Genomic DNA, 23,291 nt, shown 5'->3' on the forward strand with positions numbered 1-23,291 from the left:
AATATGAACGAGCCTTTTAGGGTCCTGCTCAGGACAATCGATTAAATCGCGAGCTACCCACCGTAGCTGTGAAGCCCTGAAAGAAGCAGATTCACCCCGAGATAACAGAAGATGGTCGCGGCAAAACCGATGATCGAAAGCCAGGCTGCCCGCTGTCCGGCCCAGCCGCGTGTGATCCGGGCATGAAGGAAGGCCGCATAGACAAACCAGACAATCAGCGACCAAGTCTCTTTCGGGTCCCAACTCCAGTAGGTCCCCCAGGCGTAGTTGGCCCAGGCAGCGCCGGTTACTATGCCAAGGGTCAGGAGCGGAAACCCGATCATGATCGACTTGTAGTTCAGGTCGTCGAGCACCCTGCCGGCCGGAAAAGTGGCGACAATGCTCTGCTCGTTGTCAGGGGTTGATTTTTCATGTTTTGCACGGATCAGGTACATGATGGAGATGCCGCAGGCAACGGCGAAGGCGGCATATCCCAGGAAACAGGTTATGACGTGATAAGTGAGCCAGTTACTCTGCAAGGCCGGGACAAGAGGTTGGATGCCACTGTCAAGGCTGAGCTGTCCCCAGGCCATACCCAAAAGGGCGAAAGGCATGACGAAAGCGCCGATTACCCGATAACGGTACTTGAGGTCTAGCAGGCCATAGATGAGAACAATCGTCCAAGAGAAAAAAACCACAGACTCATAGAGATTTGATAACGGCGCATGGCCGATACCGAGAGCGTAGGACTCTTTCCAGCGAAGGCCGATGGCAACTGTCTGCGCAAGCAGACCGCCATAGGCCAGGGCGCTGGCTGCCGTGCCAAGGACCTTGCTCCGGCTGACGGCAAAGGCAAAAAAGCCAAGCATGGAAAGCAGATAGGCAAAGGTGGTTATATTAAACAATGATGAACTGGTCATTTATTATCCTCCAAAGGGAGCTGTTTTTTGAGCTTCGTCATCAGTTGCTCCATGAACAGTTGAAACCCTCCCTGGTTCTTGCTGCTATTGCCCCCGATGGTTACGGTTCCATTCTCGACGCGCACCCAGATACGCCGGTGTGCCATAAAGAAGGCGACATAGATTCCCACCACCATCAGGATGCAGCCAACCCAGACCACCCAGACGCCAGGGTCCTTGGCCACCTGCAGGCCGGTGTACATGAACTCTTCTCCCCCCCGATACTGGAGTAGCTTTCCACCGGTGTAGGGGAGATTCATCCTGTTCATGGCCGGATTGTTGGAATAGACGATGAATGTCTTGTTCTCACCATTTGCCAGATGCACCTCCACCTGGGCCGCCGGCCCGTTCAGCCCCGATTGGAACCGGGAAATATCCGGGGTCGTCTCCTGAAGACAGATGCCGCTGCCGTCGGGCAACTTTGCCGACCCGTTACTTTGCATCTTCAGCGGTTGTGGATTGCTGCCATCCGGATCGCTGACAGTGAATTCGTGCTCGCCATACTTGCCGTAACTGGACTGGTAAAAGGTAATCCCCTTGTAGTTGAGAGGATCATTGACAATGACCGGCACCCGGTCATAGCCCGCCACCGGTCGGCCATTCTCAAGCACGGTCAGGATGCTCTTGAATTCCTTGGGGGCCCCGTTGGGATAATGGGAAACACTGAATTTCTCGCAGCGTACCGCAAAGCCGAGATCGATTTCCTTTTCGGAGCGAGACATGACCTTGCCCACGCTCTCTCCTTCAGGGATATTGACGAATCCCTTGTATCCGAACAGGGAGCCGATGATGGCGCCGATGAATATGACGAGCACACTCAGGTGAACGGCATACACAGCCAGCCGGGACCAGGGTGCCGTCTGGGCGAACAGATGGTAAGCCCCGTCTGTTTCGGTAACCACCGGTTCGGCAAATTCCGCCTTCAGGACAGCGGCGACCCGGTCCTTGAGCGTGGCAGCGTCCCCTGATGTCATGATTGAGGTGAGATTCGAAATCGATCTCTCCAGACCATCATCCATAACTCTCACGGGGCGGGTTATGGTTTTACAGATAGCCGGGAGCCGCTTAACGGAACAGGCGATCAGATTCAGAGAGAGCAACGAGAGCAGGAGGATGAACCACCATGAGTGGTACATGTCGAAGAAGCCGAGGCTTTTATAAAGCTTCAGCTTGTTCTGGCTGATGGTATGTAGGTACTCGGGGGGCGGCGTACCCTGTGGAATAACCGTTCCGATGATTGAGATCACCGCCAGAGTTATCAGGGTAAACATCGTCAGCTTGAGTGAGCAGAAAAAATCCCAGATGGATTGGGATATTGTTTTTTTACTTGAAGTCACGAGAATGCTCCTTGGCTATAAGGTTGCGGCAGACAGTCTGTACGCATGACACCTTCGCCCGGACACACGACCGAAGAAATCTGATAATACTTAATGTTGTTATGCTTCGGCATGATGTCGGGACTTATGACCAGAAGCGGTTTTGAGGAGGAACAAAGATAGGCAGATAGACCTGTGGCAATAATATCGGTGGCTCAGCAGAGTAAAAATTCTTTGACCTGTGTGGAGTGTGAAAGGTTATCCTTCCAAGCAGAGCCGCAAAAGTGGCACAGCAGGCACAGGATAGATCACATTGCCCACTTTCGTGATTATCCTTACAGGGGCAATCATCATTGGGGCTTTGTACCGTATCGCACGCCACCTTCTGAATATCTGGTGCAGCACCATGCGGAGCCGCTTGCACAAATGACTGCATGACAATCAGAGCACAGAGGCAACTTATTACAATCGTCCTGAGATTTTTCCAGATATTGATCGGTTTCATGTCCGCCTGACAATGACATCAATTTCAAAGGCAACGATAGCGAGCCTTTATTCGTCATGCTCAGGACTGGAACTGAATCTACGATTTTACTGGTTATTTCCCCGGTTTCTGCAATGCCCTCATCGTCTCGTTGTCCTGTTTCAGCTTACGCTTGAGTTTGTTCAATTCTTCAGACGTGTAGACCTTTTCACCTTTTGCAATTTCCTTATTCAATTTTGCTATCCGTTCCGGCAAGCTATCAAGCACGTTCGGGCAGTTCTTGCCATACAGGAGGCAGTCGTCTTTCCCCTCTGGTGGCACAGAAGCAAATGCCGGAATAGCAGCCAATGCGAGAGCGACAGCACAAACAGACACGATGATTTTCTTCATGGGTTAGTCTCCTTTTGTGTAGCCTGCCACGCTTTCCGCATGGCAGGACGGTTGAGGTTGTATTTAAGCAGAATCTTGTGAATAGACTGACGGCTCAAAGATATTCCTTGATCTGCAAGTGATTTTTTCAGCCGTTGTGTCCCCCGTTCGGGATTTAAAGCCACCAGCGCAAGTATTTTTTACGGCGCTCCAAGTGCGGCTGCTTTCGAGAAGTATTTCTTGGGCTTTGCCTGGTGAATCTTTTCTGCTGCCCTCTCTTCAGCGAGTGGAGCAAGAGAGCATACGGTTTTGCTTTTCAACCTCTCAGCGACATCGTCAAGGATCTCTGCCAACTCTGCCATGGTGAGCCGCCTACGCTTTCCAACGTTTCCTGACCCCGTAGTAGCATCCATTCGGCCCCTCCAAGTGGTCTAAACTTCCTTGCCATTCAACATTACTCTCAGCGATCTGATACCTTCGGTAAAACTGGTAGTGCTATACATTCCCGGACGCCGCTTCCCCGGCTTCGTACTGTATATTGGCTCTACCACCAGGCTGTTGCGATCTCCCTCATTGAGGGTAATTTCCCTCGCAATGGCAACTTCGTCGTCGGGAAGCGCAACGACTATCTTGTGGATACCGGCCTTCAGACGGAGATTCTTGCTGAAGCGGTACCTGATACCGTCGCCAGCTTCCGGGTCCACCAGTTTCATCAGCTCGTTGTTTTCCTTCTGCAAACTTCCTTGTAGCAGCACGGCTTGACCGTCGATATTCAACAGCAGCTTATAATCTGGCGTTCCATGAATATCCTTTGCGGAATAAATGCCAGGTTTGTGTGTCTTGAAAGTGGCTGTTACGCGCACGTCAACATACCCTTGCGGCGCAGTCGCACCGTTCGTCAACTCCTCAAATACATCGGTGCGTAAGCTGGTGCTGTTTGCCTTGATCAACGCCGAGCTTTCCGCACAACCGCTTAACAACGAAATTGCTAGTATCAAAAGGCATAATTTCTTCATAATCCAACTCCTTTCACGGTGTTGATTGTCGCCCAGGGCCTTTCGCCGGGACTGTACATAGTTAAACTGCGTCATTGCCCCGTTCATTCGTCCTGATCTTCACTACGTCGTCGATTGTGGATATGAATATCTTCCCGTCACCCGTGTTGCCGGTATGGGCATACTTCTGAATCACGTTGACGACTTCATCCACCATGTCATCAGTAACAACGAGCTCCAGCTTGACACGAGGGATGAACTCCACCATTTCATAGAGAATCTTGTCCGTGGCGTTCCTTGCTTTACCTTTGCCGAATCCCTTGATTTCCGAAACCGTCACGCCGGGCATGCCATCAATGGCGTGAAGTTCCTCGGCGACATCCCGTAATTTCCCTGGCCGAATGATTGCTTTTATCTCTTTCATCGCATTCTCCTTTCGAAGTTTATTCAAAACCTACATCTCTTCTTCAATTTTCCGATTCTCAAACCAGCCGTACACCGCCGGGATGATCAACAGAGTCAGCAGGGTCGAGGTAATCAAGCCACCCACAACGACCGTTGCCAGCGGCTTCTGGATCTCCGACCCGGTGCCCTGTGCCAGCAGCATCGGCATCAGGCTGAAGATGGCGATGGATGCTGTCATCAGCACCGGTCGCAACCGGTCAACGGCCCCTTTGCGGATCGCCTCACCGAGTTCCATCCCTTCATCCCTGAGCTGCGCGATGCGGGACACCAGTACCAGTCCGTTCAGCACCGCCACCCCAAAGAGGACGATAAATCCGACCGACGCCGGGACCGAAAGATACTGACCGGAGAGGAAGAGCGAAAAGATGCCGCCGATGAGCGCGAATGGCAGGTTGGAAATCACCAGCAGCGCCAGGCGAATGGAGCGGAAGGTGACGTAGAGCAGCAAGAGGATCAGACCGATGGCTACCGGGCCGATGATCATCAGCTTGTTCATGGCCCGTTGCTGGTTTTCGAACTGGCCGCCCCATGTGAGATAATACCCGGGGGGAAGTTTGACCTGTTCCTTGATCTTTGCTTTCGCCTCGGCCACAAAACTCCCCATATCCCGGCCGGTGACGTTCATCTCGATGCCGATCCTCCGCACGCCGTCCTGACGGCTGATCTGCACCGGTCCCTCTACCATCTTCACTTCGGCCAGCTGTTCCAGCGGAATGTTCATCCCTGTTTTGGTGGTGATTAGCAGGTTCTTGATGGTCTCAATGGAGTTCCGCTTCTCCTCTGGCAGCCGGACCGTGATGTCGAAGCCCCGGTTTACCTCATAGAAAGTGGAAGCCGCCTTGCCTGCCACCGCTATCTCGATGACATTCTGCACGTCGCTGATATTGAGGCCGTAGCGGGCAATTTTGGCCCGGTCGATGGTGACGGTCAGGTAGGGCTGGCCCGAGACCTTTTCCGTGTTCAGATCGGTCCCACCCCTGACAGTGGAAAGCACCTTGGCTATTTCCGCCGACTTGTCCCGCAGTACGTCAAGGTCTTCGCCGAACAGCTTGACGATCAATTGGGCTCGTGTGCCGGCCACCAGTTCGTCGATGCGGCACTGGATCGGCTGGCTGAAGCCGAAGCTGATCCCCGGGATGGTCTCCAGCGCCTCACGCATCTCGTTGGTCAACTCTTCCTTGGAGATATCCCGCTTCCATTCGCTCTTCGGCTTGAACACGCCCACGTAGCCGGTTTTGTCCACGCCACGGGTGTCGAGGGCGACGCCGGTCTGGCCGATGCGACCGATAACCACATCCAGTTCGTCGAACGTCTTCAATTTGGCGGCAGCCTGCTGGTTCACCTCCTGCGATTTGGCCAGGGAAACACCGGGAAGCATGGAGATATCCATATCAAATGAGCCTTCATCCATAATCGGGATAAACTCCGATCCCAGCCTGGTCACCAGGAACAATGAGACCACCAGCAACCCGCCAGCAATGCCGAGGACAACCTTTTTCTTGTTCAGCGCATACTCCAGCATCGGCAGATACTGGCTCTTGGCATAGGCCATGATCCTGCTGTCTTTTTCCTCCTCCGGTTTGAGAAACAGGCTGCAGAGCACTGGGATGATAAAGATGGAAAGGAGCAGAGAGGAAAGCAAGGCGATGGCTACGGTGATGGCTAGCGGGCCGAACATCTTCCCTTCGATCCCTTCCAGGGTCAGGATCGGGATGAAGGTGAGGGCGATTATCAGTTCACCGAAGATGCTCGGCTTGCGCACCTCCATGACCGCCTTGAGCACCGTAGCGAGCTTGGGGTGCAGATGCCCCTCCTCGCTCAGATGCCGCTGGACGTTTTCCACCTGGATGATGGTGGTGTCGATGATCATGCCGATGGAGATGGCCAGGCCGCCAAGGGACATGAGATTGGCGGTAATCCCGGTCAGTTTCATGACGATGAAGGTAGCCAGGAGCGACAGCGGCAGCGCCAGCAGCACGACGATACTGCCGCGAATGCTGTTCAACAGCAGGTAGAGCACGATCAGCACCAGGATGGAGCCTTCGATCAGCGCCTTGTTGACCGTGCCGACACTGGCCTTGACGATATCGCTCCGGTCGTAATAGGGAACCATCTTGACCCCATCCGGCAGCATGTTGCTTTCGTTGATCTCCTTGACCTTGGCCGCCACCCGGCGCACTACGTCGCGGCTGTTCTCGCCCCGCAGCATCATAACAATGCCGCCAACCGCCTCGTCGGCACCGTTTTTGATGGCGGCCCCCATGCGAACCGCCTCGCCTACTTTGACTTGCGCCACGTCACGCAGATACGTGGGTGTGCCTCCGGTGGATTTCAGGACGATATTCTCGATATCACTGATACTCTGTATCAGGCCGACGCCGCGCACGATGTACTGGTCCGTGCCCCGTTCCAGGATATTGCCGCCGACGTTGCTGTTGTTGCTGCCGATGGCGTTATACACATCGTCCACGGTGACCCCGTATTTGACCAGCTTCTCCGGCGAGACGAGCACTTGGTACTGCTTGAAATAGCCGCCGAAGGAGTTGATCTCGTTCACCCCGGCGACGCTCTTCAACTGGGGAGTGATGACCCATTCCTGCATGGTGCGCAGGTTGGTCAGATAGGCCCGTTTCTGTTCCGGGTCCTGGGGCACCTTCCCTTCCAAGGTGTACTGGTAGATCTCCCCCATGGCGGTGCCGATGGGCCCCATGGCGACCTGAACACCCTTCGGCACCTTCTCCCGCGCCTCGGCCAGCCGTTCGAAAACCAGCTGCCGGGCGAAGTAGATATCCACATTGTCCTTGAAGACGATGGTGACAATGGAGAGGCCGAACTTGGTCACGGAGCGGAGCTGCTCGATGTCCGGCAGGCCGCGCATGGACATTTCTATCGGGTAGGTGACATTCCGTTCGATTTCGACCGCCGACAGGCCATCGGCGTGGCTGACCACTTCCACCTGGATGTTGGTTACATCCGGGAAGGCGTCAATCGGCAATTTGGTGTACGAGTAGAAGCCGAAAACAACGATCACCAGCGCAGCGAAGATGACCATCCCTTTCTGCTTCAAGGTATATGCGATGAGTTTTTCTAGCATGGGTGGTTATCTCCTCAGTGTTCGTCGTCCTCTAGTTCTTCCTTCTTCAGTTCCGACTTCAGGGTGAAAGCGCCCTTGGTGGCATAGCGTTCACCTTCCTTGAGGCCGGAAACCACTTCCACCATGCCGCCCACAGTCCTTCCCAGCTCTACGACCCTCGGTTCGAACTCGGTCTCCTTTTCAGCGACAAAGATCACCTTCTTGCCGTCCAGTTCCAGTACGGCCTCTTCAGGCACCGCCAGCACGGTTGGCGAATCGGCCGCAATGGCCAACTCAACGGTGGCGAACATCTCCGGTTTCAGCTTGCGGCCCGGATTGGGTACTTCGACCCGCGCTTTGACCGTGCGGGTAGCCTCATCAACCAGGTCGGCGAGATAGGTTATCCGACCGCGGAACTTCTGATCGGGAAAGGCGCCGACGATGACAGTTGCCGCCTGTCCCCGGCGTACCTTGGCCAGGTCTTTTTCATGGATGTCCACCAATACCCAGACCGATGAAAGGTCGGCCACGGTATAGAGGCTCTTGGCGGGGTCGGAGAGCTCGCCGACGATGGCATGTTTCTCGGTGATGATGCCACTAATAGGGGAGCGTACCGGCAGGATCGGCTTCTTGTGATTGTCCCCTTGCAGATCGGCAACCGATACTCCGTACAGGGAGAGGCGTTCTTCGTCGGTATGCAGTTCGGTCTGGGCGGTTTTGTAGTCGGTTTCGGCCTGGAGGATCTCCTTACGGGCCGCTATTTTCTTGTCAACTAGGGCCTTGACCCGGTCCATGTTGGACTGGGCCAGGGTGAACTTGGTCTTTGACTGATGGTAACGGTTGAGGGACTCTCCCAGTTCGACGCTGTCGAGGGTCACCAGTACCTGACCGGCGGCGACGCTGTCCCCCAGGGAGGACTTGACGGTGACAACTTTCCCGGAGATGCGCGGCGACACATGGGCAATTTTGTCGGCATTGGCCTCTACCTTGCCGGTGGCGCTGATGACGCCGGCCAGGCGCTGCTTCTTGGCCGGGGCCACAACCACGCCGCTCTGCTTCTGCACTTCGACGGTCATCTTGACGAGTTTCTCCTCGCCGTGTTCGTCGTGGCCTTCATGCCCTTCCTTCTTTTCCTTGCCTTCGTCGTGGCCGCCTTTTTCGTCCTTATGGCCGGACTCTTTATGCTCGGCTTTTTCTCCCCCGCCGGTGGTGGAATGGGTCAGCCGGTAGGCGACGCCGCCCCCCAGGGCCAGGGCCAGAATGAGTCCGATGATGATTGCTTTCTTGTTCACTGCGCACCTCCGTTGATGTCTGTCGCCACTGCTGATTCGAGTTTTACGAGTGCCAGTTGCCGGGCATGGAGCGCCGTCAGATAGCCGTCGCTGACTTCGAAGAATTTCTTCTGTTCCTGGATGACAGAGAGAATCCCGACCTCACCCAGACGGTAGGCCTCCTGGGTCAGTTTCAGGTTTTCCTCAAGCTGGGGAATGATGTTTGACTTATAGAGCGATAGCACCTTTTCGGCATTCTGAACGCTGATATAGGTTGTTTCTACGTCCCGTTCTACATTCCTGGTGGCGGCTGTCAGACGGCTTTCGGTGCTGCTCCGTTTGGCCCGCGCCTCCTGGATGCCGGCCTGATTCCTGTCGAAAAGCGGAATCGGCATCGACAGCTTTACGCCAATTAGATAATCCGTATCTTTGTGTTCGGCGCTGCTCACTTCTATGGCAGTCGCTTCACGCCTGAACGCCAGGCCGGCGGTGAGATTCGGAATAGCTTCGGATTGTGCCAGGACGATCTCCGCGTCGCCCCTCGACTTCTCCGCCTCCAGGGCTTTCAGGTCCGGACGTTTTCCGAGCGCCAGCTGCTTCAGATCGACCATACTCTTGTTGAGAGAGAAGCCGTTATCCAAGTTTCCGGTAATTGCCGGTGCTTCACCGGAAGGGAGCCCCATGAAGGTGAACAGTTTCGCTCTTGTTTGCAGCAGCGCCCGTTCGACCTCGATCCGGGTTCCTTCACTGCGGGTCAACTCAACCTTGGCCAGATTCATTTCCAGCTCGGGAATGTCACCGGCGGCCAGACGGTCCTTGGTGACCTCAAGCAACTGCCGGTTAAGCTCAATGGAACGATCCGTCAGCTTGAGCCGCTGCTCGGCAAGCATGGCATCATAGAATGCCGTCTTCACTTCTTCAGCCAGTGTCCGCTCCCGGTCAGCCAGCTGCCAGCGATAAGCTTCAAGTTCCCTCTCGGCGACAGTCAGGCGCTTGTCACGCTTGCCTGCCAACAAAAATTCCTGAGAAATTCCAATCGCCAGATTGTTTTCGGCACTGCTGCCGGTCAGGGTCCCAGTTCCACCCTCCAGGTCCAGAGTCGGGTTGGGCAGTAGTCCCGCCCGGGTTTTGCCAGCATCGCGAATTCCTTTCTCCTCACGGAACGCTTTTAGATCACCGTTATTGTGCAGTGAACTTTCGATCACCTGCGGCAACGCCAACTGTTGTGTCTCTGCTGCCAGGGCTGGCACCGATGCAAGCAGGCACAAAATTCCCGGCACTAGCAGGCGTGCTCTTCTTCCAGATACAGTTGTTCCCAATGAAATAACCTCCATATTCAGTTTTGTTACAACGATTCAAAAAGGTGCGGACGTACCACGACGGACAACTCGGATGCAGTTGTCCCTTGGAATCAGGACAAACTGCTCCCGTCACAGATGTTTAAGCGTGGATTTGAGGGGGGATAAACTTGGAAAGATAGACTTCGGGTAGATATTGGTACGGATCGGAAAAACCTAAACTCAAAATGATTGGATTGTAGTGCACCACCAGTTGCTGAACAGCCAGAGGAGCATGGCATGCGCAGTTGATGCAGGTGTCGCAGCCATCGTAGTCCTTATGCTCATCAGGCGGAGTGCAGGGGCACTTATGGGGTGCAGAAAATTCCCCATGGCTGATGGCTGAATCGCTCGATGCCATGACATGACCCTGCATGGCGTGTGCGCTCTCGTGAACACCATGTACCGTTACGATAAACATGATCAGGAGCAGCAGTTGTGATACGAATTTTAGAGGGATGAGTTTGCGCATAAATTTATTATCGTAAAAATAAACAATTACTGTGGCGAATGTCAAGAAGCATTATTCCGGCCAGCCAGGCAAACAGCTGCTGGATGGGAGAAAACTCATCATTGCGTGCTCCAGAGAACGTAAAAACCCTCTGATATGACGCGGTCAAGTATCCTCTGACAAGTAATATTTCATCTCACCAAAGTGATCATTACCGAATCAGAAATCGAAGTGCTGCGCTTATTGTCATGAATGGTCACGAGAATCTTCCATTCGCCTACTGGTTCTGAATTGTCGGCTTTAAGACGCATGAAGGCTTTTGCCAAATAAGCGTTGCTGCTTGATCTCTGAAGTTTACCCGTAATTCCTTCCAGTCCGGGATATTTCTTTATTATATTTCCAGGTTTGATGATTTGTACATCGAATGTCACATCAGCAAAATTATTCTCATCTACAAGTGGATTTGTAAATATGACATGGAGTTCAGCCTGTTCGCCGATCCTTAGGGTGTCAACTCTGGTAAAGTCAGTTCTGTTATCCGGTGGCATGTTCAATATCTTATCAAACTCATCACCAGGAGTGACAATCAAGGCGGCATTGAACCCGGGGAGTGGCTCAAAAGCTTCTTGGTGCAGATCCTGCGGGCTGACCTGATGACGTTCCAAGCTGCCGGTAGACGCCAGGGAACAAACTGCCGGAACCGTCAGCAACAATATTATCAGCCAAAACCTCATGCGGCCTCCAGCCAAAATAAGTTCACCCATACAGCAATTACTTTTCGGATGCAAATTCCTTATCTTTAGAATTTCGACTGCAAGTGGTCAGGACTTTGAAGACCCACTTTCTCGCCAAAATCGTTTCAGTACAATTCAGTTTTATTTCAACATGTTAGCAGTTAAATTTAACATCAGCACATGAGGTTATAGTCTGTTATAGAGTATACTGTATTCACCCACAGAGTGGTTAATCACGCCTCAAGCCCGTAATATAGCTTCCAATACCTTTCAAAATCCCTTCCGCCGTGGCATCTTGATATTGAGGATCAGCCAGCCGTGCTTCCTCCATTTCGTTGCTCAGAAAGGCGGTTTCTACGAGGATACTCGGCATAGTCGCTCCCACAAGAACAAAAAAAGGCCCTTGCTTGACGCCAAGATTTCTGGACCCATGAAATTTACTGCTGACCCTCTTGTAAAGCGCCTTCTGTACCTCATCAGCCAGATGGGCAGAGTCGTTGAGCTTGTAATTGGCCATCAGGTCAAACAGGATCGCCTGAAGAAGGCTGACCTTCTCAAGTGAGGTGCCGTTCTCATTGGCTGCAAGCTGCGCCGCCTTTTCCGTCTTTGCCAGATTCAGATAGTAAGACTCGATCCCTGCGGTATTACGGTTGGGGGATGCATTGGCGTGTATCGAAACGAAGAGATCCGCCCCCACTTTATTGGCGATGGAGGTCCTCTCCTGCAAAGGAATGAAAACATCTGATGTACGGGTCATCACCACATTGATGCCAAGCTCTTGTCTGATCTTGTCTGCTAACTTCGTACCTATGGCAAGCGCAACATCTTTCTCCATAACGCCTTTGACACCAACCGCCCCGGGGTCTTTGCCGCCGTGGCCCGGGTCGATTACGATCCTCCGGATTTTGCCAGGCTTTAACTTCGTTTGGCTCGATTTATCCTTCCCCGGTTCCGGCTTTTTCTCATCGGCAGCAGGAGGCCGGTTTTGAATACTTTCCTCGTGCTTCGAAATCTCGGTACGCCGCTCGCCATGTATATCTAAAATGATGCGAAATGGGTCGTAAAACGAAAATACCTGGAAATCTTTGATGCTCTCTACATCAATTATCAGACGGACCAGATTACCATTAAGCTTGCTAATTCTGGCAGACTTCAGGAGACCGCCACCGGCCGGAATATCATTAAGCCACTCAGACAGCCCTGCATCTTTAATATCAATGCAGATACTGTGAGAAATGGCCGTTTCACGATCCTGTTTCAACAGACGGTGCTCGTATCGGGTTTCACGGTCAAGGGTGACGGAGATACGGCTGTAGGCTGGGCTTGACCAGTGCCGGATCTCTGTCACATAGGCCGGTCCGGAGAGATTTATTAACCCGCCTTTGGTGCTTTTAGCTTTTTGACTCTTCGCGGCAAAGGCACCGCGCGGAAACAGCATTGATGCCAGAAACAAGCCGATATTCTTGACAAAAATCCGGCGTGCCAGCAATGGCTCACCAGCTTCATTTAACGTGATCATGCACACCCCTCTTCACGTAAATGGCGTCAGCCATATCCCTGTCCACGGCGTACTGGCTGTAACCGACAGTAAATACGAAAGAGGGAAAGGCGTGGGTCAGGGTAATAGGGTTGCCCGGCAGTATGCCCATGGCCATGAGTTTCTGGAGTTTTTTAGAGTCTCCCGCCTTGATATAGGCGATTACACCTTTTTCTCCTCTTTTCAATGAAGCCAGAGGAGCCACAAACTTGTCGCCGCTTAACCGCGCTTTTTGACAGCACGCGCCGGCTGGAATCGGCTTACCATGGGGACAAGTTTCTGGATGCCCGAGCAGTCGGCAAATCTCTTCTTCGATCTCCTTCTTGACCACATGTTCCATCTGGCATGCGGCTTCTTCCATATCATCTTGGTTCGTTTCGATGATGTCGTGGAAAAGACGCTCAGATAGACGATGTCTGCGGATTGCCAGTCGAGCCTCCTCCCGCCCTGTTTTGGTAAACCGGATACCGCCTTGGAATATTTCAACAAGCCCTTTTTCCACCAGAGTGTCAAGGAAAGCGTTCTGTTCCGGGTCAAGTATCTCCGGCGATATATTCCCGCCTGTGTTTTCTTCCAGTTGTTCCCAAAGTTTCTCCAAAGTCTCTTCAATGCGCTCGTTCGTTTTCATAGTATCTCCTGGATTAGTTATCTTGGCTCACGAATCTCAAAGCTGAATTCCGGTCAGTTTCAGCAGGACATTCACCAGCCCTCCGACCAGAAAGGCGAAGGGGAAGATGAACAGCGCCATCGTGCAGGCCATCTTGAGGCCGCGCTCCTTCTTCATCATCAGAAACTGAGCAATGCATGGAACAAAGAGGGTCAGTGTGATAACTGCCACTGCCAGTTGATTGCCACTAAGGGCGCCGGCCTTCTGGAGATCGTAGAGCCCGGCAGCGCCGTAATCCCTTCGAAAGAAGCCAAACAGAAAGGCCACCGCGGCCTCTTTGGGCAGGCCGATCCAGTTCATGACCGGCGTCAGCCACGAGACGACCACCTTGAAGGTGTCAGTAATGTTGCCAAGCCAGATCATTACGCTGGCCAGGATGAACATCGGCAGGATCTCCATGAAGTACCACTGCATACGGGTGTAGGTCTTGATGAAAACCGCTCCGGGCCTCGGCATCCGTAGTGGCGGCACCTCCATGTAAAAATTGGGGCGGTCGCCAGGCATGAGCCGGGCGGTGAGAAAGCCGACAAGCAGAAATATCCCGATCATGAATGCGGCCCAAACACCCATGGCTGCACGGTTATTCGCCACCATACCGAGAACGACACCGAGTTGTGCGCTACACGGGATGGCCAAGGCCAGCAACAGAGTAGCGATGATCCTTTCACGCTTTGTCTCCAGGGTGCGAGTGACCATTGTAGCCATGGTGTCGCAACCGAACCCGAGAGTCATTGGAATGACCGCCCTTCCATTCAGACCGATCTTTTTGAAAATTCTATCGACCATCATTGCTAGTCTGGGCAGGTAACCGGTATCCTCGATGATGGAGAAGGCAATGAAAAAGGTGCCGACGATGGGCAGGATGATGGCGATAGCGTAGCGTATGCCGAGGGTAACTATGCCGTACTGCATGCCTATCAATTCCCGTAATGGAATCCAGGGCACATAAGCGTTGAGCGTGTCATTAATCCACGGACTAAGGTATTTCCCAAATATATCCTCCTCTAAAAAACCGACGATAGTGCCGGCTCCGAACTCGCCGACAAACTTGTACAAGCCGTAGTAGAGGACGATCAGAAGAATGGGGATACCGGTCAACGGTTCCATGGTCCAGTCACTAAGACGCTGTGCAAAGGAGCGTTTCCTTTCAGCTGGAGGATTAAAGGCCTCATTGCAAATGTCTTCAGCGGTATTGTGCTGCATCATAGGGACTGTGTAGCTTACCGGCTCGGTCAGTTTCTTGTCCAACTCAGCAAGGGTACTTTCGAGGAAATCTGGAGAACTTACCTCCGTCGAACGAACCAGTGCTGCGATATTGGAATCATTTTGGATAAACAGAAGAGCAAGCGCTCTTTGTGACAATCCTGCTTCTGCGGGCATGAGCGGAGCCAAAGCATTGACGGCCCCCTCGACCGCATCACCATAAAAAACCTCGGCAGTTGTCTCCTGACGGTGGTAGGACCGTATCCGACTTTTCAGTATGTCTACGCCTTTGCCTGAAAGTGCGGAAATACCCACCACAGGAATACCCAGCCTCTTCTCTAACTCGCCCTCGTCGATCTGGATACCCAACCGGTTGGCCTCATCCATCATGTTGAGCACAAGAATGACCGGGAGGGATGCCTCTACCAACTGTAAAGTAAGCGTAAGCATGCGTTTGAGGTTCTTGGCGTCGACCACACACAGGACGACATCGGCTTTGCCGGCGAACAGGATATCCCGGCTTACACGTTCTTCTTCAGTAATCGGCAGAAGTGAGTACATGCCAGGCGTATCTTCGACGAAAAACTCCTCACCGTCGATCTTGCATTTGCCTTGCGAGACCTCGACCGTAGTTCCAGGATAGTTGGACACTGTGACATAGGAGCCTGTCAGCCGATTGAACAGGGCGCTCTTCCCAACGTTAGGGTTACCGACCATTACGATGCTTCTGAGTCCAGTCTTTTCACATGATTCTCCGGCATGACAGCCGCAGCTACTTTGCTTACTCATTCTTCCTCCAAATTAAGCTTGTTTTATAAAGTAGAGATATTGATATTCATTTTCAGACACAAGTTACTGCGACCTAAGCCACGGATCGTGTCACCTATCGCCGTATAAGATGCTAAAGATGAATCAGACGATGTTTTGGGGGGGAATAAATATGGATAGATAAACTTCGGGGAGGGCTTCTAAAGGTTCTGAAGAAGTAATGATATGTACCTGTGAAGTGGGGCTGGCTACATGCACCGGCTGAGAGATCAACGGTGCATGACAGGCGCAATATCGACAAGCGTCACAGCGGTTGCCGTCGTCAGAATTCTGGTCAGGAAAAGCACGGCTCGTTTTTGCGGACATCAGGGTAGTGATAGTGGAATGTACGGCTTTCACCGATTTGGCCGAGGAATTTTCACCTTCACCGCTTTCCTGGCAAAAACCTGTCGTCGCCAAGGTGAGCATCACCAGAAGCATGACAAGGGCGACAAATCTGTGGTAAAATGAAAAACTCATGAACTGCTCTTTTTCTTAAAAATCAGGTTAGATTGATATCAGAAACGGTGTAGGTACCCATCAATTTTGCAGGGATTGGTTACAAGCTGTCATTCACTTATTGAATATGGTTTTCATTATTAACTTAATGAGCGATGCAAGTCAATGCAAAAATTAGAAGCTGAGTCTTACCTGCCTTTTTCGACAAAGGCACAATTTCCTCGCACCCGCAACAAGCGCGATGAGTTGGCCAAAATCCCCAGATCGGGGAGTGACTGAAGAGCGGCAGCAAGGGTAAGAGGTAACAGGCCCGAGGCTGCTAGCGACAACCCCGCCACATTATAACAGGCAGTGAAGACGAGGTTCAACCGCACAACCCCCATGGTCCGGCGGGCGATCCTGAAAAGTTCCGGCACCAGGGTCCAATCCTCCCGCATCAGTGCGACATGGGCTGCCTCAATAGAAATATCGCTCCCGGCCGCCCCCATGGCAATGCCGACATCAGCTTGGGCCAAAGCCGGAGCATCGTTGACTCCGTCACCCACCATGACGACAACGTGCCCTTTTGTCTGGTATTCCTTCACAATGGCAATCTTATCCTCCGGAAGAAGGTTGGCGCGGTAGTAAAGCCCCAATCCCTCCGCCACGGAAGCTGCCGTACGCTTGTTGTCACCGGTTAGAAGCTCGATCCGCTGCATCCCCAGTCTTCGCATTTCGGTAATGGCCGCCGGTACTTCGGGACGGAGCGTGTCGGCAGCGGCCAGCACACCCGCAGGCTTTCCGTCGCAGACTACATACAGTGTCGTTTTCCCTTGGGCTTCCAGATCGGGCAATGATGAGAGCGAGTCAGACTCTAAAATTATTCTGCGACTGCCGACCGCGACAAGTCGATCATTTACCCATGCCCGGACACCGATACCTGGAACGGACTCAAAGTCTTCCGGGTCGCCGAAAGGCAGGTTGCGCACCTTTGCTGCATCCCGCACCGCACAGGCCAGAGGATGCTCTGAGTAACGCTCCGCAGAAGCGGCCAGCGCCAGCACTTCATCAGAGGAAAACCCCGTAAACGGGATAATTTCAGTGACCTCAGGCCGACCCAAGGTGAGAGTTCCAGTCTTGTCGAGAAGAAGCACATCGGCGCGGTTGAGCGCCTCCAGGTATTTTCCTCCTTTGATGAGGAGGCCCCGTCGTGCACCGGCGCCGATAGAGGCAATCATGGCGAGCGGAGTAGCAAGGGCGAAAGAGCAAGAACAGACCACCACCAGGACTGCCGCCGTGGCCAACGGATTACGGCTGAGGATATACGTGAAAAGGGCGACTGACATGACCACGGGGAGGTAGTACCCGGAGAACCGGTCGGCGAAACGCTGCACGTCCCCCCGATTGGCCTCCGCCTCCTCCACGAGCTTCACCACTCGGCCAAAGGTGGTGTCCTCGCCAACCTTCTGGGCACGGACCCTCAGGCTTCCCAAGCTGGCGATGGTCGCAGCGAAAACCTTGGTACCCGGTCCGGCCTCCACCGGGATCGATTCCCCGGTGATGGTCGCCTGGTCCACCGTCGCCTGCCCGCTGACGACTACCCCGTCCACCGGGATCTTCTCACCCGGCCGGACTAATATCGTCTCGCCCACCCGCACATCCGCAACCGGCACTTCAATTTCGGTACCGTCACGCTCCACCCGCGCCGTCTGCGGAGCCATGGCGGTCAGATTCTTCACGGCACGGCGGGCCTGCTCAGCGGTGAAGCTCTCCACAAATTCACCGACCCGCATGAAGAAAACTACGATCACAGCAGCGGCCCACTCCCCAACTGCCATTGCCGCCAACATACCGACCGTCATCAGGGTGTGGGACGTAACCCTCCTTCTCAGGCCAGCCCTCACAACTTCGGAAAGGACCGGCCAGCCGCCGACTACCACAAAGACGAGCCAGAAAGGCCACGGCACTCTTTTGGTGAGCGATTCAAAAAGCCCGAGCCACTCCCCGATGACTGCCACAAAGAGCACCGCGCCGAAGACAATGCCAAAGAAGGTAATGATTCGACGACTGAAGCCGGCAAGTGGGGAAACAGACTGCGACTCGTTTTCCGTCGACTCTATCGCATATCCTGCTACTTCCACGGCCCTGCGAATCAAGTCAGGAGAGGTCTTTGCCGGGTCGTAGGCAATGGAAGCCTTACGGGACGAGAGGAGAAGAGTAACCTCTACAACCCCGTGGACCGATCTTACGGCACGCTCCACGTGCCGGGCGCAATCAAGTCAATCCATTCCCTTGATAGGAAGCTCAAAGAGCTCTTGTTGCCTATTCATAATGTATCCTCTGTTTGAATATTGGATTATTGGTGTGACTTCATGCAAGTTGTGTCACGCTCAATGACACGTTACAACGCGGCAAGAACCCGTTGCATCTTTTCAGCAACCTGTTTTGCAACTTCTGTTATCTGCGGATTACCGATCATGGAAAGCACTGCTACAGGGTCCATAACCATAACCGCAGTCTTGCCGTCATCTCTGGTGTAGACCACTACGTTGCAGGGGAGAAGCGTACCCAGATCCGCTTCCCTCCCCAAGGCTTCATAAGCCAGCGGCGGGTTACAGGCGCCAAGGATGATGTAGTCGCGGAACTCTTTCTGGAGCTTCTCCGCAAACTTTTTCCTGACGTCGATTTCGGTGAGCACTCCGAAACCCTCCTTAGCCAATTCTTCGCGCACCTTCCGTTCAGCTTCGGCATACGGCATGTCCACGGTTTTTCCAAAGGCATACGGTGTTTTCAGGTCCATTTGTAATCTCCTTTCCCCACACGATTTGACTCAGTTCAGTACACCCTATTGACTTGCGGAGGGAAGTCACATTGGGTAGCGCCGCTCCTTCGGATCATGGAGCGTCCCCTTGTGACACTATATGGTTAAGCCCTTCTCGAAGTAGATTCCTCACATGACTGTCGTCTAGCGAGTAGTAGACGACACGACCAACCTTCCTGAATTTTACCACCCGCAGGGAACGAAGCAGCCGCAGTTGATGGGATACTGCCGATTTAGTAGCACCCAACAGGCAGGCGATGTCGCAAACGCAGAGTTCTTCCAAGCAGAGGGCCTGCAGTATCCTGACCCGTGTCGGGTCGCCGAGAACTCGAAAAGTTTCAGCCGACCTTACAAGTATCTCTTAAGGCGGTATGACATTTCTAACGGTAGCGACCCTTTTTTCGCCAATCAGGTTGATTGAGCAGACAGCACGTTCAGACATTATTCACCTCAAAGGTTGAGCAACTGTTCAATTAACAAAATAGTCGTCTCGCAAACAACCTGTCAAGCATGATTGACAGCAAGACCATTTTGAGAGGACACAGGTAATCGCCTGGATCGAGGATTCTCATTTTGTTGCATCATGACTCCCTCTGTTTCAACGACAATCCCGGAACCATTTCCGGTTGACATACAATCCTAACACTGCTAAATATTTAACATATTTTAGACTCTTTCAGAGAAAGAGACTCCGCAAGCCATAGTGCTTCCGGACAAACTTCTTCGGAAAGCCCGAGGAAGAATCGCCCCGGCAGGGATGAAATTCCCGGATAGATCAGGCTGCTGTTGCCCCTGTCCGGATGAGATTCGGAGGCATATTTGCCAACCGAGCAGTCGTTTGGGTAAAACGACGTAAATCCTAGCAGTAGTGCATCCAATTTCTGGAGCACACATAATTCCCGCAAAAATTATGACCCGTTCCGGCATAGCTGGAGTGGGTTTTTTGTTGCTCGACATCCGCGACAAGCCTTGTAAGCGGCGGATACTTTCACCACATCCCGATTGGGAGACACTCTGTTCTCTCCCTACGGGACAGACCATTGTCTCCTTGCTTCGGGAAAACCAACAAGGAGGCAGTATGGCAAGTTTGAACCGCGTGGAACTCATCGGCAATCTGGGTCGTGATCCTGAAATCAGGTACACACCCGGGGGAACGGCTATCGCAAGTTTTTCCATTGCGACCAGCGAGAAGGTAAAGAACAAAAGTGGCGAATGGGAAACCCGCACCGAGTGGCACAACATCGTCCTCTACGCACGTCTCGCAGAAGTAGCTGGCGAGTACCTGTCGAAAGGAAAAAGTGTCTACCTCGACGGCAAACTCAAAACCCGCAAATGGCAAGATCGGGACGGTAAGGATCGGTACACAACCGAGATCGTCGGCGATAAGCTTCTCATGCTGGGCGGCAAAACTGGTAGCATTAGTGATGAACAGCCAGTAAACAGCCCGACAAATGAGGACATTCCGCCTGATGACACCGATCCGTTCTAACAACCAGTAACCACAACTCAACAGTCCTACGGGGAGACATTACCACATCCCCAAAGGGATTGGTCTGTCTCCCCTGTCGGACACAACCCACAGAAAAGGAGACAGACAGATGAACGCACCAGCTCAAATCATTCCCATCAACCCCGCAGCATCGTCCCTTACCCATCACGCCGTCAACATCAGTGAACTGAAGGCACAGGTAAACCTGATCCAGTACGTCATGCGTGACGTCATGAAATCAGGCGAGCACTACGGCACCATTCCCGGCTGTGGAGACAAAGCAGTTCTTCTCAAACCGGGCGCCGAAAAGCTCATGCTCACCTTCAGGCTGGCAAACGACGTGGAGGTGGAAACCATCGACCTGCATCTCGGCCATCGTGAGTATCGCATCAAGGTGACGCTCTACTCACCAGCAGGCCAGCGTCTCGGTACTGGTGTCGGTTCATGTTCGACCATGGAAAGCAAGTACCGCTTCCGTGTCGGGCCAGTTGAACTGACAAATAAATCGGTACCGAAGGAATACTGGGATCTTCGCAAGGAGAACCCGGCAAAGGCGCAAGAGATCATTGGTGGACGCGGCTTCAGTGCAAAAAAGGATGACAGCGGCAACTGGAAGATCGCCAGGCAGGGAGAAAAAGTCGAACACGACAATCCTGCCGACTTTTACAACACCTGCCTGAAAATGGCCAAGAAGCGGGGATTGGTGGATGCAGTACTCACCTCAACCGCTGCCTCAGACATCTTCACCCAGGACATCGAAGAAGATCCTGACCTTTACGGACAGACAGAAAGCAACGGAGGAAACAGTGCCGGCAGCACCAGCACTACCTCCGTGACTTCACAAACTGCCAAACCGGACAGCACCCAATCCTCCAACGAAGTCGAACCTGTTTCGATTTCCGAGATTATCGCGTATCTGACGGCCAAGGGAATCAGGATGGAACTCTCCGCAGATGAATCGGAGATCTCCGCCTTTCCGGACTTCAACGACACCTCAGCCCGCCAATGGCTGAAAGACCACGGTTTCAAATGGGACGGCAAGGGCAAATGCTGGCAGTACCGGTAGCGCCTGACGTTCCAGACTGAACCTCACTCACAACCTACCTCAGCAGGGAGACAACGACTTTCTCCCTACCGGGGGTGTCTTGTCTCCTCTGCCGGGTACAACCCACAGACAAGGAGACAAGAACATGAATACCCAGATCATCAAACATGTAACAATCAAAGGCTGTCAGGTGCCGGTTTATGCTCCCAGGAAGGAATTCCAGGTCAGCATTGACGTCACCCGGATCATTACCGGCGTTATCTTCGGCTCGCTGCTTACCGCAGTCGGCGCCATACCGTTTCTGATCTGAAAGGAGACAGCCATGAGCAAACTCGCTGCTTTTCTGGGTAAGGCTATTCCAGCCCATCAGCAGAAACAATCCTCACACCTCGGTGACCGAACCTTGTACGTCGGAGCATCCGATATTGCCGGCTGCCCACGCAAAGCGGCACTCGGCAAACAAAACCCGACCGGTCACGACATCAAAACACTCCTGCGCTTTTCCCGTGGCCACGCCGCGCAAGCCATGTATGCCGATTTCTTCAGGACCGGTGGTGCCCTCTTCGAAGAAGAAGTCGAAGTGCGGCATCCGGCTATTCCTGAGATCAGGTGTCACATTGACTTTCTGTTCTATGCAAACCGGCAGACCAAACGGCTGCACATCGTGGAGATGAAGTCGACCGACGGCATCCCCGACGAACCCTACGCATCATGGGTTGATCAACTGCATGTCCAGATGGGACTGCTGCAACTCACCCTCGATCCGACAGTGGAAATCGGCGGTTCGATCCTGGTGGTTGACCTCAATGCGGGAACGTACCATGAGTTCAACAGCTATACACCCAACAGACTGGTATTTGACCAGCTTGTAGAAAAGGGAAAGCACATCCTTGCGGCAGCGCGAGGTGAGTGTACTCCCCGAACCGAACCGGGAATTCTCTGCGGCTACTGTCCGTTTCGCACCGGCTGTCCTTCCCATGCCGTCGCCCTGGATCTCCCCCGGGAGATACTTGATGCCGGCAGGAAATATCTGGAGCTGAATGAACAGAAGAAGGCTCTCGAAACCAGGCTGGACATCCTGAAAAACGACATCCTCACCTTTGCGGATGGCACGTTCAAAGGGGCTTCGGACGGAATACTGATCAATGTCACCTCAGTGGCTGATTCGACAACCATCGACAGCTACAAGCTCAAGAGAAACTATCCAGATATATACGATCAGGTAACGAAACCGAAGTCAGGTTACGTCAAACTTGAAATCAAGCCATTCACGCCGCTCGCAGCTCAAGCGGCTTGAACCAACCCCACCAGGGGGCATCACGCTCCCCATGGGAACTCTCCATTCATGGAGGCGTGCGCCCCCATTGAAAGGAGATTACCGATGAAAATCTATCGTACCGGTACGTTACCGCCTGATCTTAAGTCCTTCACCCGCGAGAACAGATACGAACATCTGAAGGAGGCTCTTCAGACCATAGCGTCGCTGATCCTCATAGCTGCAATGCTCTTCGTGTTCATGTTTGCCGCTGCTGCTCCACCGGAACCCCAGGTTTATCCAAAGGGCTGGGAGGAGGTGCGAGGATGAATGGATCGGTCAATATTATCTGCTCAGGAGATGCAATTCATCTTCCTGCTGTCGCCATGGAAGAGGTCAACCTGTCACTGCATGGGGCAAACCGCTTCCTGGAGCGCGACATTCCGCTGGAAGCTGTCGAGGGTGTCCGTCACCTTCTACCGCTCCTCAACGAGAAGCCGCTCACGTTCAGGTACAAGGGAGTACTTGTCGTTGCCCGTCTGGTCAACGGCTCTCCCAGGATCATCACTGCCTGGAAAGTCCCTCCCTCAGCATAG

At 53.2% G+C, this 23,291-nt stretch carries 24 protein-coding genes; 6 read left to right on the forward strand and 18 right to left on the reverse strand.

From position 1 onward, the window contains the following. Positions 1-53 precede the first annotated feature (53 nt). The 18 genes from ccsB to KI811_RS18695 form a co-directional block, all read right to left on the reverse strand. Entirely contained in the window at positions 54-899 is an 846-nt protein-coding gene (gene ccsB / locus KI811_RS16025) for a c-type cytochrome biogenesis protein CcsB (RefSeq protein ID WP_214187483.1), read from the reverse strand. Then, complete coding sequence (gene resB, locus KI811_RS16030; protein ID WP_214187484.1) at positions 896-2,275, reverse strand: cytochrome c biogenesis protein ResB; 1,380 nt, start codon at positions 2,273-2,275, stop codon at positions 896-898. Before resB ends, ccsB begins: the two co-directional genes overlap by 4 nt. Positions 2,276-2,852: 577 nt before the next feature. Further along, positions 2,853-3,128, reverse strand: a complete 276-nt coding sequence (locus KI811_RS16035; protein ID WP_214187485.1) for a hypothetical protein — start codon at positions 3,126-3,128, stop codon at positions 2,853-2,855. A 179-nt stretch (positions 3,129-3,307) separates the two neighbouring features. Continuing rightward, entirely contained in the window at positions 3,308-3,520 is a 213-nt protein-coding gene (locus KI811_RS16040; RefSeq protein ID WP_214187486.1) for a hypothetical protein, read from the reverse strand. 18 nt (positions 3,521-3,538) lie between these two features. Next, on the reverse strand, positions 3,539-4,123 hold the full coding sequence (locus tag KI811_RS16045; protein ID WP_214187487.1) for a hypothetical protein: 585 nt from the start codon (positions 4,121-4,123) through the stop codon (positions 3,539-3,541). A gap of 61 nt (positions 4,124-4,184) precedes the next feature. After that, positions 4,185-4,526 carry a P-II family nitrogen regulator gene (locus tag KI811_RS16050; protein ID WP_214187488.1) on the reverse strand — a complete coding sequence of 114 codons (342 nt, stop codon included), beginning with the start codon at positions 4,524-4,526 and terminating at the stop codon, positions 4,185-4,187. Positions 4,527-4,556: 30 nt separating this feature from the next. Beyond that, on the reverse strand, positions 4,557-7,661 hold the full coding sequence (locus KI811_RS16055; RefSeq protein ID WP_214187489.1) for an efflux RND transporter permease subunit: 3,105 nt from the start codon (positions 7,659-7,661) through the stop codon (positions 4,557-4,559). Between the two features lie 14 nt (positions 7,662-7,675). Beyond that, the gene (locus KI811_RS16060; RefSeq protein ID WP_214187490.1) at positions 7,676-8,932 is read right to left on the reverse strand and encodes an efflux RND transporter periplasmic adaptor subunit; all 1,257 of its coding nucleotides are present in this window, start codon (positions 8,930-8,932) and stop codon (positions 7,676-7,678) included. Beyond that, positions 8,929-10,230: a TolC family protein gene (locus tag KI811_RS16065; RefSeq protein ID WP_214187491.1), complete on the reverse strand. Its 1,302-nt coding sequence runs from the start codon at positions 10,228-10,230 to the stop codon at positions 8,929-8,931. Before KI811_RS16065 ends, KI811_RS16060 begins: the two co-directional genes overlap by 4 nt. Before the next feature lie 121 nt (positions 10,231-10,351). Continuing rightward, on the reverse strand, positions 10,352-10,720 hold the full coding sequence (locus KI811_RS16070; RefSeq protein WP_214187492.1) for a hypothetical protein: 369 nt from the start codon (positions 10,718-10,720) through the stop codon (positions 10,352-10,354). 170 nt (positions 10,721-10,890) lie between these two features. Beyond that, the gene (locus KI811_RS16075) at positions 10,891-11,463 is read right to left on the reverse strand and encodes a hypothetical protein (protein WP_214187493.1); all 573 of its coding nucleotides are present in this window, start codon (positions 11,461-11,463) and stop codon (positions 10,891-10,893) included. Positions 11,464-11,662: 199 nt separating this feature from the next. Continuing rightward, positions 11,663-12,952, reverse strand: coding sequence for an N-acetylmuramoyl-L-alanine amidase (locus tag KI811_RS16080; RefSeq protein ID WP_214187494.1), 1,290 nt, complete (start codon positions 12,950-12,952; stop codon positions 11,663-11,665). Further along, complete coding sequence (locus KI811_RS16085; RefSeq protein WP_214187495.1) at positions 12,936-13,598, reverse strand: metal-dependent transcriptional regulator; 663 nt, start codon at positions 13,596-13,598, stop codon at positions 12,936-12,938. Before KI811_RS16085 ends, KI811_RS16080 begins: the two co-directional genes overlap by 17 nt. 36 nt (positions 13,599-13,634) lie before the next feature. Continuing rightward, positions 13,635-15,629 (reverse strand): ferrous iron transport protein B, encoded by a 1,995-nt coding sequence (gene feoB / locus KI811_RS16090; protein ID WP_214187496.1) that lies wholly within the window; start codon positions 15,627-15,629, stop codon positions 13,635-13,637. A 123-nt stretch (positions 15,630-15,752) separates the two neighbouring features. After that, a complete protein-coding gene (locus KI811_RS16095) occupies positions 15,753-16,127 on the reverse strand; it encodes a hypothetical protein (protein ID WP_214187497.1) in 375 nt (124 codons plus the stop codon). Between the two features lie 167 nt (positions 16,128-16,294). Beyond that, positions 16,295-18,346: a heavy metal translocating P-type ATPase gene (locus tag KI811_RS16100; protein ID WP_214187498.1), complete on the reverse strand. Its 2,052-nt coding sequence runs from the start codon at positions 18,344-18,346 to the stop codon at positions 16,295-16,297. 140 nt (positions 18,347-18,486) lie between these two features. Further along, on the reverse strand, positions 18,487-18,885 hold the full coding sequence (locus KI811_RS16105; protein ID WP_214187499.1) for a DUF302 domain-containing protein: 399 nt from the start codon (positions 18,883-18,885) through the stop codon (positions 18,487-18,489). 94 nt (positions 18,886-18,979) lie between these two features. After that, positions 18,980-19,264, reverse strand: coding sequence for an ArsR/SmtB family transcription factor (locus KI811_RS18695; protein WP_281876291.1), 285 nt, complete (start codon positions 19,262-19,264; stop codon positions 18,980-18,982). A gap of 720 nt (positions 19,265-19,984) precedes the next feature. Here KI811_RS18695 and KI811_RS16115 point away from each other — a divergent pair. The 6 genes from KI811_RS16115 (at position 19,985) to KI811_RS16140 (ending at position 23,291) form a co-directional block, all read left to right on the forward strand. Continuing rightward, on the forward strand, positions 19,985-20,395 hold the full coding sequence (locus KI811_RS16115) for a single-stranded DNA-binding protein (RefSeq protein ID WP_192905740.1): 411 nt from the start codon (positions 19,985-19,987) through the stop codon (positions 20,393-20,395). A gap of 109 nt (positions 20,396-20,504) precedes the next feature. Continuing rightward, positions 20,505-21,461 carry a hypothetical protein gene (locus KI811_RS16120; protein WP_214187500.1) on the forward strand — a complete coding sequence of 319 codons (957 nt, stop codon included), beginning with the start codon at positions 20,505-20,507 and terminating at the stop codon, positions 21,459-21,461. Between the two features lie 124 nt (positions 21,462-21,585). Further along, positions 21,586-21,750: a hypothetical protein gene (locus tag KI811_RS16125; protein WP_214187501.1), complete on the forward strand. Its 165-nt coding sequence runs from the start codon at positions 21,586-21,588 to the stop codon at positions 21,748-21,750. A 12-nt stretch (positions 21,751-21,762) separates the two neighbouring features. Further along, complete coding sequence (locus tag KI811_RS16130; protein ID WP_214187502.1) at positions 21,763-22,737, forward strand: PD-(D/E)XK nuclease family protein; 975 nt, start codon at positions 21,763-21,765, stop codon at positions 22,735-22,737. An 84-nt stretch (positions 22,738-22,821) separates the two neighbouring features. Beyond that, the gene (locus KI811_RS16135) at positions 22,822-23,025 is read left to right on the forward strand and encodes a hypothetical protein (protein WP_214187503.1); all 204 of its coding nucleotides are present in this window, start codon (positions 22,822-22,824) and stop codon (positions 23,023-23,025) included. Then, complete coding sequence (locus tag KI811_RS16140) at positions 23,022-23,291, forward strand: hypothetical protein (protein WP_214187504.1); 270 nt, start codon at positions 23,022-23,024, stop codon at positions 23,289-23,291. Before KI811_RS16135 ends, KI811_RS16140 begins: the two co-directional genes overlap by 4 nt.

It is taken from the genome of Geobacter hydrogenophilus, from assembly GCF_018501225.1.
GTDB lineage: Bacteria > Desulfobacterota > Desulfuromonadia > Geobacterales > Geobacteraceae > Geobacter > Geobacter hydrogenophilus.